Source organism: Ruegeria sp. H6, from assembly GCF_056532975.1.
This window is the reverse complement of record NZ_JBQFOA010000004.1, coordinates 220,179-234,333: the sequence shown is the minus strand read 5'-3', so window position 1 is coordinate 234,333 and position 14,155 is coordinate 220,179. Positions and strand designations below refer to the sequence as shown.

Genomic DNA, 14,155 nt, shown 5'->3' with positions numbered 1-14,155 from the left:
GGGCCACGCCCCGGGAGATACGACAAACCGTTCAATTGGGAGGAATGGAAATGAAGAAGTTTGTAAAAGGCGTCTTGCTGGCCAGCGCGGTCACCGTCGCCGGTGCAACCGGAGCCTTCGCGGAGGGTGAGAAATACATCCTTGTCAGCCACGCCCCTGACAGCGACAGCTGGTGGAACACGATCAAGAACGGCATTGCCCTGGCCGGCGACCAGATGGGTGTCGAGGTGGAATACCGCAACCCACCCACAGGCGACCTTGCGGATATGGCCCGCATCATCGATCAGGCGGCTGCGTCAGGTCCCAACGGCATCATCACTACGCTGGCGGATCCCGATATTCTGGAAGGGCCCATCAAAGCGGCGGTGGACTCGGGTATCGATGTCATCATCATGAACACCGGCACGCCTGAAAAAGCGCGCGAAGTAGGTGCTCTGATGTATGTTGGTCAGCCCGAATATGACGCTGGATACGCGGCAGGTCTGCGGGCCAAGGGCGACGGTATCGGGTCGTTCCTGTGCGTGAACCACTATATCGTGCAGCCCTCCAGCCAGGAGCGCTGCCAGGGCTTTGCCGACGGTCTGGGCATCGAACTTGGTGAGCAGATGATTGATGCAGGGCAGGACCCGGCAGAAATCAAGAACCGCGTTCTGGCTTATCTTTCCGCAAATCCCGAAACGGATGCCGTGTTGACGCTCGGCCCGACCTCTGCGGATCCGACCATTCTGGCGCTGCAGGAAAATGGAATGGCTGGTGACATCTACTTCGGCACCTTCGACCTGGGCGGCGAGATCGTCAAAGGCATCAAGGACGGAACCATCCAGTGGGGTATCGACCAGCAGCCGTTCCTGCAGGCCTACCTGCCGGTTGTCGTGATGACCAACTACCACCGCTATGGCGTTCTGCCGGGTAACAACATCAACTCGGGCCCTGGTTTCGTGACCGCGGACGGATTGGAAAAAATCGAAGAGTTCGCGGGCGAATACCGCTGATCTTCACTCGGGTGTGGGCGCCGGAGGAGGGCGCCCACACACAGTTTCTCTGACATAACCCGCTGGGGGGACGAATATGGCTGAGTCAGCTCAGGCCGCAGCAAGCGGCGACGAACGAATCAAAGAAATATCTCCACTGCGCAAAGCTTTGATCCGCCCGGAACTGGGCGGGATGGTCGGCACCGTCGCGGTCTTTACCTTCTTTTTGCTGTTCGCCTTCGACAGCGGCATGTTCAACAGCCAGGGCGTGATGAACTGGTCGATTGTCTCGGCTCAGTTCATGATCATTGCCGTTGGTGCGTGTCTGTTGATGATCGCGGGTGAGTTTGACCTGTCTGTCGGCTCGATGATCGGGTTTGCTGGAATGATGATCGCGATATTCTCGGTCACGCTGACATGGCCGGTTTGGATGGCCATCATCGTGACCTTTGTTCTTTGCGTCGCGATTGGGGCGCTGAACGGTTATATCGTCGTGCGAACGGGATTGCCCAGCTTTATCGTGACGCTTGCATTCCTGTTTATCCTGCGCGGCTTTACCATTTACTTGCCTCAGACGATCGAACGTAAGACCATCATCGGCGGCATCAAAGACGTGGCCGAGGGCGACTGGCTGGCCTCGATCTTTGGCGGCAAGGTGTTTCAGGGTCTGTTCACCTGGATGGGGGATGCGGGTCTGATCGCAACGTTCGAACGGGGGTCCCGCGCCGGTGAGCCGGTGGTGGATGGTATTCCCATGCTGATCATCTGGGCCATCGGCATCATCATCTTTGGCCATGTACTGCTGACCAAAACCAAATTCGGCAACTGGATTTACGCATCCGGCGGCGACGCCGAGGCGGCCCGGAACTCGGGCGTGCCGGTGAACCGCGTCAAGATCCTGATGTTCATGTTCACTGCGTTCTGCGCCACCGTTTTTGCCACCTGTCAGGTGATGGAGTTCGGGTCGGCCGGGGCGGATCGGGGTCTGTTGAAAGAATTCGAGGCGATCATCGCCGTGGTCATCGGCGGGGCCTTGCTGACTGGCGGATACGGATCGGTCCTTGGGGCGGCGCTCGGCGCGCTGATCTTTGGTGTCGTGCAGCAGGGGCTGTTCTTTGCGGGCGTCGAAAGCTCTCTCTTCCGGGTGTTCTTGGGAGTTATCCTGTTGGGCGCGGTGATCCTGAACACCTACATTCGTCGCATCATCACAGGAGAACGCTGAGATGACCGAAGATACCAAATTCCACCATGGCCACTCCGGTGAGAAAGAGCCGATCATCCGGATGGTCGACATCCAGAAACACTTTGGTTCAGTGATTGCGCTGGCCGGTGTCAGCTTTGATCTGCGCCCCGGTGAATGCCACTGTTTGCTGGGTGACAACGGCGCTGGGAAGTCGACCTTTATCAAGACAATGTCGGGTGTTCATAAACCCACGGCGGGCGAGATTTTCTTTGAAAACCGCCCCATGCATTTCGAAGACCCGCGCGACGCGATTTCCGCCGGAATTGCGACCGTCCACCAGCATCTTGCGATGATCCCGCTGATGAGCGTCAGCCGCAACTTCTTCATGGGCAATGAGCCGACCAAGAAGGTCGCGGGCATCAACTTCTTTGACAAAAAGCTGGCCGATGAAATCACCATGGAAGAGATGCGTAAGATGGGCATCAACCTGCGTGGACCAGATCAGGCGGTTGGCACCTTGTCAGGCGGCGAACGTCAGACTGTGGCCATTGCCCGCGCGGTGCATTTCGGGGCCAAGATCCTGATCCTAGACGAGCCGACCTCGGCCCTTGGGGTGCGGCAGACCTCGAACGTGTTGGCGACCATCGACAAGGTGCGCAGCCAGGGTGTGGGCGTCGTGTTCATCAGCCACAACGTCCGCCATGCGCTGGCGGTTGGCGACAGATTCACGGTGCTGAACCGGGGTCAGACGCTGGGTACGGCGAAACGGGGTGAAATCTCGCCGGAAGAGTTGCAAGACCTGATGGCAGGCGGGCAGGAATTGGCCCAGCTTGAGGGCTCGCTGGGCGGCACCGTCTGACACGCAGACGTCACGTTTTTTGGCACAACTGAAGTTCAACGGATCGCCCGTCGGGGCCATGTGTTGAAAGGAAACACGTATGAGCAAGACAATCCGACTGACCGCAGCGCAGGCTCTGGTGCGCTATCTTGGTGCGCAGATGAACGAGGACGGGGATCCGTTCATCGCAGGGGTCTGGGCAATTTTTGGCCACGGAAATGTGGCTGGCATGGGTGAGGCTTTGCACGCCGTACGCGACACGTTGCCCACCTATCGCGGTCACAACGAACAGACCATGGCGCATTGTGCGATTGCCTATGGCAAACAGCTGGGCCGCAGACGCGCGATGGCTGTGACCTCTTCCATTGGCCCGGGGGCAACAAATATGGTTACCGCAGCGGCCTTGGCCCATGCCAACCGGCTGCCGGTGCTGTTCATCCCCGGGGACGTGTTTGCCACGCGCGGCCCTGACCCGGTGCTGCAGCAGATCGAGGATTTCACCGATGGCACCGTCAGCGCCAATGACTGCTTCCGCCCGGTCAGCCGGTATTTCGACCGCCTGACCCGGCCCGAGCAGTTGCTGACGGCGTTGCCGCGCGCCTTCCGGACGATGACGGACCCCGCCGATTGCGGGCCGGTCACGCTGGCCTTTTGTCAGGACGTTCAGGCCATGGCTTATGACTATCCCGAGAGCTTTTTTGAGCCGCGCGTCTGGTATCAGCGCCGGATCCGCCCGGACGAGGGCGAGCTGTCGCGCGCCGTGGCGGCGATCAAGGCAGCCAGACGCCCGGTCATCGTGGCCGGGGGCGGCGTGCACTATTCTGGCGCGGCTGCGGCATTGCAGGCCTTTGCCGATACGCACAATATCCCCGTCACCGAGACGCAGGCCGGTAAGTCGGCTTTGGCCTGGGATCACCCGCTCAACCTTGGCCCGGTTGGTGTGACAGGCGGTGAACCCGCCAACGACACCTGCGCGCAAGCGGATCTGGTGCTGGGCGTCGGCACGCGGTTTCAGGACTTTACCACCGGGTCGTGGGGCTTGTTCTCGAACCCCGAGCGCGAGTTGGTTTGCCTGAACACATCCGCTTATGATGCTGAAAAACATGGGGCAATGCCGCTGCAGTCCGACGCGCGGGTTGGTTTGGGCGAACTCACAGATGCGCTGGCGGGATACCGCGCGCAAGACGTTGATACGGCGTTGAAATCGGATTGGTTCGCAAAGGTTGACGCATTGACTGATGCACCGGGTGACGTGAATGCTCTGCCGACCGATATGCAAGTGGTGGGGGCCGTGCAGCGTGCGGCAAATGAAAACACTGTGGCCATGTGCGCCGCAGGGACGATGCCCGGTGAGCTGCACAAGCTTTGGAAGGCTCCACGGCCCGGCGCATATCACATGGAGTACGGCTTTAGCTGTATGGGGTATGAGATCGCCGGTGCCATGGGCATCAAAATGGCTGACCCGGATCGTGACGTGATCTGTTTCACCGGTGACGGCACGTACATGATGGCGAACTCGGAAATGGCGACGGCGGCGATGATGGGCATCTCGTTCACCGTTGTCGTTACGGACAATCGCGGGTTTGGCTGCATCAATCGCCTGCAGATGGGTACTGGTGGCGCCGAATTTAACAACCTGCTGGATCACGCGGTGCACGAAAACCCCTCGGCTATCGACTTTGCAGCGCATGCCGCGGCGATGGGGGCGACATCTGTCAAGGTCAGTTCGATCGCGGAGCTGGAAGAGGCGCTTGCCAAACGCGCCGAGGTCAAAGGGCCGTATGTGGTTGTAATCGACACCGATCCGTACCCCTCGACCGAATATGGCGGCACTTGGTGGGAGGTCGCTGTACCCGAGGTCAGCATCCGCCCCGAAGTCAACGAAAAACGCGCGGCCTATGAAGTTGCGATCAAGGAAAGAAATACGAAATGAGCGTGAAAATCGGAATTTCTCCGATCGCGTGGCAGAACGATGATCTGCCGGATTTGACCGCCGCATATACGATGGAGCAAGCCCTGCAAGAGGCGCGCGAGATCGGCTATACCGGTGTTGAACGTGGCCAGCGGATGCCCTCTGATACGGATGGGCTGCGTGCCTATCTTGAGAGCAACGATATCGCCCTGTGTGGCGGCTGGTGTTCAGGCGCGTCCTTGGTCAACGATTACGCCGCCGAGCGTGAGGCTGTTCGCGAACAGGTCGAGCAATTCGTGGCGCTGAACAGCCCCTGCATCGTCTATGCCGAGTGTTCGAACACCGTTCAGGGCCAGATCGGCACACCGGTCAACGACCGGCCCAGGCTGAGCCGGGATGAAATTTTGGCCTATGCCAAAAAGATCTCGGAACTGGCGAAATGGATGGCCGATCAGGGGATGCCGATGGCTTATCACCATCACATGGGCACGATCATCGAAAGCGAAGATGATGTGAACTGGTTGATGGAAGGGTCTGGCCCCGAAGTGAAATTGTGCTTTGACACCGGTCATTTGCTGTTTGGCGGGGGCGATGTGATGGCGACGCTGAACCGCTGGGGGGATCGCGTGCATCATGTGCATTTCAAGGATATCCGCCCGGATGTTGTGAAGGACACCAAAGACAACAATTGCAGCTTTCTGGATGCCGTGATCGCAGGCGCGTTCACCGTACCCGGCGATGGCTGCATCGACTTTCAGGCTGTGGCCAACGCCTTGGCCGCGATGGATTACGACGGTTGGATCGTGGTCGAGGCCGAGCAGGATCCGGCCAAGGCGCCACCCTATGAATATTCCAAGATGGGGTACGATCACATCATCAAGGTTTGTGGACAGGCGGGGTTGAAGATTTCAGCGTAACACACCGCCCCTATGGGGCAACACCAAGGCCATGAGAAAGGAGAATATCATGGTACATCAAGAACTTGGATATGTCGGCTATTTTGACCGAGAATCCTGTGATCTGGATGAATTCAAGGTGTTGACCTCGCAAAACCTGACTGCTGATGCGGTGCCTCATGCGGTGTCTGTAGACAAGAGCATTCCGATCTATGACATGGGCGCGCTGCGCCCGGTGCTGAACGATCCCGACCAGCGCAAAGCCGTATTGTCGGAATGGGGTTGGGTTTTGGGCAAATCAGCGGGTGTGATCGTGCTGAAAGGGGCCTATGCCGACACATCGGTGATCGACCGCGCATCTGAGGTTTTCCGCCAGATCATCGACGAAGAACGTATCGGCGCAAGTGGCGAAGGGGATCACTTTGCCGCCTCGGGCGCGAATGACCGGATCTGGAACGTCTTGCAAAAGCACTGCCTGCGCGACCCTGAAGGGTATGCACAATACGTGGGCAATGAGGCGCTTGCCGCAGTGTCCGAGGCGTGGTTGGGGCCGAACTATCAGATGACGGCGCAGGTCAATCAGGTGCGTCCGGGCGGAAAAGCCCAGCAAGCGCATCGCGACTATCATCTGGGGTTCCAGACGGAAGACAGGGCTGCCCGTTACCCGGTGCATGCCCATCACCTGACCGCCGCTTTGACGTTGCAGGGGGCGGTTGCGCATTGCGACACGCCGGTCGAAAGCGGACCAACCAAATTGTTGCCGTTTTCACAGCTCTATGCACCGGGGTATCTGGCCTTCCACGATCCGGCCCATCGCGAACATTTTGAGCAGAGTTATGTTCAACTGCCGCTTTGCAAAGGGGATGCTGTTTTCTTCAACCCTGCGCTGTTTCACGCAGCCGGTGAGAACAGCAGCGACATATTCAGGCTGGCCAACCTGTTTCAGGTGTCCTCCGCCTTTGGGCGCGCGATGGAGGTATTGGATCGTGCAGCCATGTCACAAGCTCTGTTCCCCGAGTTGATTACCCTGAAACAACGCGGGGCCCTCAGTAACGCGGAGATAGCCGCGGCCATCGCTGCGACAGCCGAGGGGTATCCCTTTCCAACCAACCTCGACACGGACCCGCCAATCGGTGGGAATGCGCCCGACAGTCAGGCCGACATTCTGCGTCGGGCCGTGGCCGAGGTTTGGAGTGAAACGGATTTGGCGGATGCACTGACCGCTTTGCGCGAAAGACAGGCGGCATAATGTAAATCGGGCAGGTCGCAAGGCCTGCCCAAACCGGAGGATGAAATGGCAGGGCTTCTCAGAAAACCGTTTGGGACACACGGTAAGGTCCACGAAATAACCCCGGCAAATGCCGGATGGCGATATGTGGGATTTGGGCTCTACCACTTGCGCGCGGGCGAACAAGCGGCCGAGGCGACCGGGGATCGCGAGATCATCCTTGTGATGGTTGAAGGCAAAGCCAAAATCAGCGGTGCAGGGCAGGATTGGGGTATTCTGGGCGACCGCATGAACGTGTTCGAGAAAACGCCGCCCCATTGCCTGTATTTGCCGAATGGAACCGAGTGGTCAGCCGTTGCCGAAACGGATTGCGTCATTGCCGTCTGTTCAGCGCCCGGTAAAGGTGGCCACACAGCGCGTCGGATCGGGCCGGATGGGATCACGCTGACCGAACGCGGCAAGGGTGTGAACACGCGCTATATCAACAACATAGCGATGGAAAATGAGGATTTTGCCGACAGTCTTCTGGTGACCGAGGTGTTTACGCCTAATGGTCATTGGTCCTCTTACCCAAGCCATCGCCATGATGAGGATGACTATCCGCGTATCACCTATCTTGAGGAAACTTATTACCACCGTTTGAACCCGGCCAACGGGTTCGGAATCCAGCGCGTATATACCGATGACGGGCAGTTGGATGAGACGATGGCGGTCTCGGACGGGGATGTCGTTCTGGTCCCGCGCGGCCACCATCCTTGTGGCGCGCCTTACGGGTTCGAGATGTATTACTTGAACGTTATGGCAGGGCCGCTGCGCAAATGGCGCTTTGTTCCAGCCCCTGAGGTGGAATGGATCATGGAGCGTGACGCCTAGTCTCCGCGTTGAGGCGGAGCTCCAAACGCGCGGATCACCTGACGCGCGGCAGCCATGACCGGATCCTGAGTGTCTTTCAGAATGCTCACCCGATCGAATCGGTCAGGGTCTCGATTGACCGCGTCACGCAAGGCTGCACCGAAGGCCATGCGCAGTTCGGTGCCGATGTTGAACTTGCAGATGGAAGTGCCTCGGGCCAGCCGCGAACGTTGTTCCACCGGCACGCCCGAGCCGCCGTGGATGACCAATGGCACCCGCGTCAGCGCGTCAATCCGGGCAATGCGGTCTTCGTCCAGACCGCCTTCCTTGTCTTGTTGCAAGTGGACGTTGCCAACCGAGATGGCCATGGCGTCCACGCCCGTTTCCTGCGCAAATCTTGCCGCCTCATCCGGGTCCGTTCCATCTGAGTTTTCGCCGCCCGAATAGCCGACAAACCCGATCTCACCTTCGCAGGAAATCCCCGCCTTATGCGCCAATTCAGCGATTGCCGCAGTTTCATCAATGTTCTGCTGCAACGGCTTTCGAGATCCGTCAAACATCAACGACGTAAAGCCACTGTCCAGCGCGATCTGGCACTCCACGAATGTGTATCCATGGTCCAGATGCGCCACGACGGGGACCGAGGCGCCCTCGGCCAGATGGCGAAACATCTTGCCAAGGATCGGCAGAGGCGTGTGTTCGCGGCAACTGGGGCCAGCCTGTAGGATAACCGGAGCGTTTTCCGCCTCGGCGGCGTCCACATAGGCGCGCATATCCTCCCACCCGAGGGTTACGAGGCCACCAACGGCATAGCCCTTTTCATAGGCAGGGATCAAAACTTGGGACAGTGTGGCAAGGGTCATTTGAACTTAGCAATCATATCCTTGATGCCCGGGATCGTTTCGATCTGATAGGCATGGGTCGGCTGGAAATACTGCACCAGTGAGCGCTGGCTGAGCCCGCCCAGAATGGTGAAATAGTACATTTCATATCCCGGCAGCACGCAACAGGGGTGATAGCCCTTGTCGATGCAGACGGTTGATCCGTCGACGATGTGGTAGGCGTCACCCGGTTCGTTGTCTTCGCGCTGCAGCATTTGCAGGCCCGAACCCCAGTTGGGTTTGAAACGAAAATTGTAGGTCTCGTCATGCCGGGTTTCGTCGGGCAGACGGTTGGTGTCATGCTTGTGACTGGGGAACCCCGACCAGCCGCCCTGACCAACGGTGAACAGCTCGCTCACCAGCAGGCGGCCGACTTTGTCGTGCTGTTTCTGGCCTAGAATGTGCTTGATCTTGCGATGTGTTTTGGTGTCGTCGCTGCCATATTGCACAAGGTCATGTTCGCGCACGTCGAACGGGTCCAGCACCTTGTCGTATTTCGCACCCGCGATGAAGATCTCTGCCTGATCCGAGACACATTCCATCTGAACCTTGGCACCCACCGGAACATAAACGCCTTCTGGCTCACCATCCCAGACGTCTTCGCCACGATTGCCCAGATTGGCGAAACCCACGCCTTCGACATCGACATTCACTGTGCCGGTTGCCGGCGCGATGCAGGTTTCATAGCCGGGCACCTGATATTCGAACGCATCGCCCCGGGACAGTTTGACGATATTGAAATAATTCAGCGGAACGGTCGGGTCGTCCGCGTCAACAATGGGCTTGTTCTGGTTGTCGTAGGGCGCAATGTGCATCGGATGCTCCTATCAGGTCGGGCCGGGATGCGAGGCGAGAAAAGCCTCCAACTCGGGTGTTGTGGGCATGGCCTGGGCGCAACCGGGTTGCGAGACAACGATGGAGGCGCAGGCTGAGCCGCGCATCACGGCGTCTTCCAATGAATGGCCCGCGGCGACCGAGGCCAGAAGACCGGCCATGAAACTGTCGCCCGCTCCGTTGGGTTTGACTGCGGTTACAGGGTAAATCCCGGTGCGGATTTCGTGACCGTCAACAAATGTGGTCGCGCCTTTTTCGCCCATCTTGTAGATCACGATGCGTCCGGGTTTGGACGCAAGTTCATTGGCTTTGGCGAACCCTTTGTCCAGACCGCCCGCCATGAAACCGAACTCTTCATCATTGCCAACGATCAGGTCGCTGGCGTCGCCAGCCCGCGACAGCACGTCCGCGGCCACGTCGGGCGAGGGCCAGCTGTAGGGGCGGTAATCAATGTCGAAGATAACCGGCAACCCTGCGGCCCGAGCGTTTTCCATGGCGCGGAACGTGGCGCTGCGGGAGGGTTCGGCAGCAAAGACTGTACCGGCCGTGATCACTGCAGAAAACGCTGAGAAATCAACCCGATCCATGTCGTCTTCGGTGACCTGGAAATCGACGGCACCATTGCGATAGATGACGTTCTGAAAATTCTCGATGCGGCTTTCATATACGGCCAGAGACATTCTGTATTCGCCGCCGATAACACGGATATTGGACGTATCCACACCATAATCGCGCAGGCGGTTGAGGCAGAACCGGCCCACAGCGTCATCCGAAATAGACGTGATCAGCGCAGCACTGCTGCCCAGTTTGACAAGCCCCGCACAGATATTTGCCGAAGATCCGCCAAGATCGGCCCGGAACGTATCGGCATCCTCGCTTTTGACGCCAATGGGGTCGGCAAACAGGTCCATTCCTGCGCGCCCCAGAACGGCAAAACGGTTGCCTTTGATCCCGTCCATCAAAGCGGTCAAGATGCGTCCTCCGGTAAATTGCGTTGGGCAATCGGTGTTGCCGCTTGCCTTGGATCGATTCACACGATACTGATTTTGCAACCGGTTGCAAACGATATGTGCGGAGTCGTTGCAGATGACTGAAATTGGAATAGGAATTGTAGGCGGCGGCTATATGGGCAAGGCGCATTCCGTCGCCATGTCGGCGGTGGGGGCGGTGTTCAACACCGCGCTTAGACCGCGGCTTGAGGTCATAGGTGCCTCGACCCCGCAAAGTGCTGAACGGTATCGACAAGCCTATGGATTTGCCCGCGCAACCGACGATTGGCGGGTGCTGGTCAATGATCCGGCGGTTGAGGCCATCGTCATCGCCTCACCCCAGTCGACACATCGCGAGATTGCACTGGCCGCCATGGCGCTCGGCAAGCCGGTCATGTGCGAAAAGCCTTTGGGGGCGTCTCTTGAGGACAGCCAGGCAATGGTCGACGCAGCCGAGCAAACGGGCGTCGTCAACATGGTTGGCTTCAACTATATCCGTACCCCCGCCAGTCAGTTCGCCCGTCAACTGATTGCGGACGGAGAGATTGGCGACATCACCTGGTTCCGGGGTGAACATACCGAAGATTTCTATGCCGATCCTCAAGCGCCAGCGTCCTGGCGGACGAGCGGGATGGCAAACGGCACCATCGGGGATCTTGCACCCCATATGGTAAACGGTGCGAAGGCCTTGATTGGCCCGATCGCCCAAGTGATGGCCGATGTCGAAACCGTGCACCGCACCCGCCCGGGCGGAGAGGTAACCAATGACGACCAGGCCCAGATGCTGTGCCGGTTCGAAAACGGAGTTATGGGCCATCTCTATTTCAGCCGCGTCGCTACCGGCCGGAAGATGGGGTATGCCTATGAAATTTCGGGTACAAACGGCGCGATTCACTTTGATCAAGAGGATCAGAACGCAGTCTGGCTCTATCGGAGAGATGGGCCGGAGGCGACGCAGGGTTTTACCAAGATCCTGACCGGCCCGGCGCATCCGGATTATGAGCCTTTCTGTCAGGGTCCGGGCCATGGCACAGGTTATCAGGATCAGATCATTATCGAAGCCAAGGATTTCCTGCAGGCGATCCACACAGGGCAATCAATCTGGCCGACCTTCCGCGACGGTCATATCGTGAACAGGGTTCTGGCAGCGGCGCTGGCCTCGTCAGAACAGCGCTGCTGGACAAATGTCAGCGACTTTTGAGGGTCGCCGGAATTTGCGGATTTGAAAGAGAGACACAGACAATGGCAAAACTGAAATGGGGCATGATCGGGGGCGGTGAGGGCAGTCAGATCGGCCCGGCCCACCGGTTGGGGGCACAGGCGGATGGCATGTTCGACTTTGCTGCCGGCGCACTGGATCATCGCCCGGATGTGGGTCGTGAATTTGCCCAGAAGTTGGGAATTGCACCCGACCGCGCCTATGGCAATTGGCAGGAAATGCTGGAGGGTGAAAGGAACCGTCCCGACCGGGTCGATCTTGTCACCATCGCGACGCCGAACTCGACCCATTTCGAGATCGCCAAAGCGTTTCTTGAGGCCGGGTTCAACGTGCTGTGCGAAAAGCCCATGACCATGAACGTGGAAGAGGGCGAAGAGATTGTGCGCGTGGCCGAGGACTCGGGCCGGATTTGTGCGGTGAACTACTGTTACTCCGCTTATCCGATGGTGCGTCAGGCCCGCGCGATGGTGCGTGCGGGAGACATCGGCAAGGTACGCCTGGTGGTGACCAATTTCAGCCACGGCCACCACGGCGACGCGACAGATGCCGACAATCCGCGTGTGCGGTGGCGCTATGATCCGGAAATGGCAGGCGTATCCGGGCAGTTCGCCGATTGCGGCATTCATGCGCTACACATGGCCAGCTTCATTTGCGATGATGAGGTGCATAGCCTATCCGCTGATCTGGCTTCAACCATCCCCAGTCGTGAATTGGAAGACGACGCGATGGTGAACTTCAGACTTCAAGGCGGCACCGTCGGCAGACTGTGGACCTCATCCGTGGCCATTGGGCGCCAACACGGGTTCGACATTCAGGTTTTTGGCGAAACTGGAGGCCTGCGATGGGCATCGGAACAGCCGAACCAGCTGATCTATACCCCCGTTGGTGGCCGCACCCAGATCATCGAAAAGGGCGAGGGCGGGCTGCATGAAGAAGTCCAGCGCCTGTCGCGTGTTGCTGTTGCGCATCCCGAGGGGTTCCCCCTGGCGGTGGCCAATATCTACCTGGATCTTGCGGATGCCATCGCGGGTGAGGCGCGCGACGGCCTGCCGGGGCCTGCCGATGGTGTGCGGTCCATCGCTGCGGTTTATGCGGCTGTGGAATCGTCCAAGGACGCGGGCGCTTGGAAAGATGCGCGACCGCCGATGTTCCGTTGATCAGGGGCGGGGCCTTAGCGTGCCCCGCTCGACCACGCGGCAGGGGAAGATGCGCGCCTCGGGATAGCGATCCGGTTGCCTCAGCATTTCTTCCACCAGATCCACGGAGGAGGTGATGATTTGCTTGATGGGCTGGTGAATGGTCGTCAGGTCGATGCTTTCCCAACGCGACATTTCCATGTCGTTCAACCCGATGATGCCAACGTCCTGACCCGGTTGTAACCCGTGATCTTTCAGGGCCGACAATGCGCCAATCGAGAGAATATCGTCACCGCAGAAATACGCTTCGGCGGGGGCGCCCTGCAAAAGGCGCAGCATCTCTTCGCGCCCGGCCTCAAAGGAATAAGCCCCGGCAAAACAATGTGAAACGTCCAGATCGGAATGTTTGCCGGTTTCCTCGATAAATCCGCGATAGCGGTCCATGGCAGAGGTCGCATCCTTCGGTCCACCAAGGTAGCCGATCTTGCGGTAGCCGCGTTCAATCAACTCGCGCGCCGCCATCCGGCCGCATTCGATATTGTCGATCCCAACCACATGCACATCCGGTGAAGTTGCGGATCGTCCGAACGTGTGGACCACTGGCACTCCGGCCTCATGAAACGCCATTGCGAAACTTGGGGGCAGGGTGGACGAGGCGACGATGGTCGCATCCACCGAATATTGACGCAGCATTTGCACCGAATGCGCGGGTTCGGTTTCATCGGTTAGGTTCACAATCAGGGGCCTCAGCCCACGCTCCTGCAGGGCGCGGGTGAACTGATCGAAGACCTCAAGGAAAATGGGGTTGTGAAAGTTGTTCGAAATCAACCCGATCAGCTTGGTGCGCCCTGTGGTAAGCGACGACGCCAGCGCATTTGGCCGATAGCCAAGCTCGCGTGCGGCCTTTTCCACCTTGAGGCGCGTCTTGGCCGATACCGAAGCCCCTTCGGTAAAAGCACGCGATACGGCGGAACGGGAGACGCCCGCAAGCGCCGCGACTTCTTTTAATGTTACGCTCAACCTGGGGGCCTCTGCACTCGATCACTTGTATTTCGCGTGGTATTGAGGCGTAAGATTTGCACATGCACAAGATCTTTGCAAACGGTTGCAAAACGTGCCCGGCGGACTGTGACACGGGCGTGTAGGCACCCCAAATTGAGCAATCGCGCGGCGTTCGTTTCAATTTAGTTAACAAAACCCTCAACTTGCTATAAGT

General features: G+C 58.7%; 13 protein-coding genes. 9 read left to right on the top strand and 4 right to left on the bottom strand.

Annotated features, from left to right (window positions below):
- Positions 1-50: 50 nt before the first annotated feature.
- The 7 genes from ACR0AG_RS10740 (at position 51) to iolB (ending at position 7,901) form a co-directional block, all read left to right on the top strand.
- A complete protein-coding gene (locus ACR0AG_RS10740; RefSeq protein WP_480838628.1) occupies positions 51-992 on the top strand; it encodes a sugar ABC transporter substrate-binding protein in 942 nt (313 codons plus the stop codon).
- 76 nt (positions 993-1,068) lie between these two features.
- The gene (locus tag ACR0AG_RS10735) at positions 1,069-2,193 is read left to right on the top strand and encodes an ABC transporter permease (protein WP_480838626.1); all 1,125 of its coding nucleotides are present in this window, start codon (positions 1,069-1,071) and stop codon (positions 2,191-2,193) included.
- Between the two features lies 1 nt (position 2,194).
- Positions 2,195-3,013 carry an ATP-binding cassette domain-containing protein gene (locus ACR0AG_RS10730; RefSeq protein ID WP_480838623.1) on the top strand — a complete coding sequence of 273 codons (819 nt, stop codon included), beginning with the start codon at positions 2,195-2,197 and terminating at the stop codon, positions 3,011-3,013.
- A gap of 79 nt (positions 3,014-3,092) precedes the next feature.
- Positions 3,093-4,925, top strand: a complete 1,833-nt coding sequence (gene iolD, locus ACR0AG_RS10725) for a 3D-(3,5/4)-trihydroxycyclohexane-1,2-dione acylhydrolase (decyclizing) (RefSeq protein WP_480838621.1) — start codon at positions 3,093-3,095, stop codon at positions 4,923-4,925.
- On the top strand, positions 4,922-5,821 hold the full coding sequence (gene iolE / locus ACR0AG_RS10720; RefSeq protein WP_480838619.1) for a myo-inosose-2 dehydratase: 900 nt from the start codon (positions 4,922-4,924) through the stop codon (positions 5,819-5,821). Before iolD ends, iolE begins: the two co-directional genes overlap by 4 nt.
- A gap of 49 nt (positions 5,822-5,870) precedes the next feature.
- Positions 5,871-7,049, top strand: coding sequence for a phytanoyl-CoA dioxygenase family protein (locus tag ACR0AG_RS10715; RefSeq protein ID WP_480838617.1), 1,179 nt, complete (start codon positions 5,871-5,873; stop codon positions 7,047-7,049).
- 45 nt (positions 7,050-7,094) lie between these two features.
- Complete coding sequence (gene iolB, locus ACR0AG_RS10710) at positions 7,095-7,901, top strand: 5-deoxy-glucuronate isomerase (protein ID WP_480838615.1); 807 nt, start codon at positions 7,095-7,097, stop codon at positions 7,899-7,901.
- On the opposite strand, the gene ACR0AG_RS10705 is transcribed toward iolB, so the two are convergent.
- Genes ACR0AG_RS10705 through iolC form a run of 3 tightly spaced genes read right to left on the bottom strand, consistent with a single transcriptional unit; the run spans position 7,898 to position 10,554 of the window.
- Positions 7,898-8,743, bottom strand: coding sequence for a class II fructose-bisphosphate aldolase (locus ACR0AG_RS10705; RefSeq protein ID WP_480838612.1), 846 nt, complete (start codon positions 8,741-8,743; stop codon positions 7,898-7,900). The two genes, iolB and ACR0AG_RS10705, sit on opposite strands and share 4 nt — an antisense overlap.
- On the bottom strand, positions 8,740-9,576 hold the full coding sequence (locus ACR0AG_RS10700; RefSeq protein WP_480838610.1) for a 5-deoxy-glucuronate isomerase: 837 nt from the start codon (positions 9,574-9,576) through the stop codon (positions 8,740-8,742). Before ACR0AG_RS10700 ends, ACR0AG_RS10705 begins: the two co-directional genes overlap by 4 nt.
- Positions 9,577-9,588: 12 nt before the next feature.
- Positions 9,589-10,554, bottom strand: coding sequence for a 5-dehydro-2-deoxygluconokinase (gene iolC / locus ACR0AG_RS10695; protein WP_480838661.1), 966 nt, complete (start codon positions 10,552-10,554; stop codon positions 9,589-9,591).
- A gap of 127 nt (positions 10,555-10,681) precedes the next feature.
- Between iolC and ACR0AG_RS10690 the strand changes: the two genes are divergently transcribed.
- Both ACR0AG_RS10690 and ACR0AG_RS10685 read left to right on the top strand, forming a co-directional pair.
- Positions 10,682-11,785, top strand: a complete 1,104-nt coding sequence (locus ACR0AG_RS10690; protein WP_480838608.1) for a Gfo/Idh/MocA family protein — start codon at positions 10,682-10,684, stop codon at positions 11,783-11,785.
- A 41-nt stretch (positions 11,786-11,826) separates the two neighbouring features.
- Entirely contained in the window at positions 11,827-12,960 is a 1,134-nt protein-coding gene (locus ACR0AG_RS10685) for a Gfo/Idh/MocA family protein (RefSeq protein WP_480838606.1), read from the top strand.
- Here the strand turns inward: ACR0AG_RS10685 and ACR0AG_RS10680 are convergent, their stop codons facing one another.
- Positions 12,961-13,959, bottom strand: a complete 999-nt coding sequence (locus ACR0AG_RS10680) for a LacI family DNA-binding transcriptional regulator (RefSeq protein ID WP_480838604.1) — start codon at positions 13,957-13,959, stop codon at positions 12,961-12,963.
- Between the last annotated feature and the right edge of the window lie 196 nt (positions 13,960-14,155).

What these genes read in the sequence shown, in the direction of transcription:
- ACR0AG_RS10740 (WP_480838628.1), top strand. Translation starts at nt 51, where the DNA reads ATGAAGAAGTTTGTAAAAGGCGTCTTGCTGGCCAGCGCGGTCACCGTC.
- ACR0AG_RS10735 (WP_480838626.1), top strand. Translation starts at nt 1,069, where the DNA reads ATGGCTGAGTCAGCTCAGGCCGCAGCAAGCGGCGACGAACGAATCAAA.
- ACR0AG_RS10730 (WP_480838623.1), top strand. Translation starts at nt 2,195, where the DNA reads ATGACCGAAGATACCAAATTCCACCATGGCCACTCCGGTGAGAAAGAG.
- iolD (WP_480838621.1), top strand. Translation starts at nt 3,093, where the DNA reads ATGAGCAAGACAATCCGACTGACCGCAGCGCAGGCTCTGGTGCGCTAT.
- iolE (WP_480838619.1), top strand. Translation starts at nt 4,922, where the DNA reads ATGAGCGTGAAAATCGGAATTTCTCCGATCGCGTGGCAGAACGATGAT.
- ACR0AG_RS10715 (WP_480838617.1), top strand. Translation starts at nt 5,871, where the DNA reads ATGGTACATCAAGAACTTGGATATGTCGGCTATTTTGACCGAGAATCC.
- iolB (WP_480838615.1), top strand. Translation starts at nt 7,095, where the DNA reads ATGGCAGGGCTTCTCAGAAAACCGTTTGGGACACACGGTAAGGTCCAC.
- ACR0AG_RS10705 (WP_480838612.1), bottom strand. Translation starts at nt 8,743, where the DNA reads ATGACCCTTGCCACACTGTCCCAAGTTTTGATCCCTGCCTATGAAAAG.
- ACR0AG_RS10700 (WP_480838610.1), bottom strand. Translation starts at nt 9,576, where the DNA reads ATGCACATTGCGCCCTACGACAACCAGAACAAGCCCATTGTTGACGCG.
- iolC (WP_480838661.1), bottom strand. Translation starts at nt 10,554, where the DNA reads ATGGACGGGATCAAAGGCAACCGTTTTGCCGTTCTGGGGCGCGCAGGA.
- ACR0AG_RS10690 (WP_480838608.1), top strand. Translation starts at nt 10,682, where the DNA reads ATGACTGAAATTGGAATAGGAATTGTAGGCGGCGGCTATATGGGCAAG.
- ACR0AG_RS10685 (WP_480838606.1), top strand. Translation starts at nt 11,827, where the DNA reads ATGGCAAAACTGAAATGGGGCATGATCGGGGGCGGTGAGGGCAGTCAG.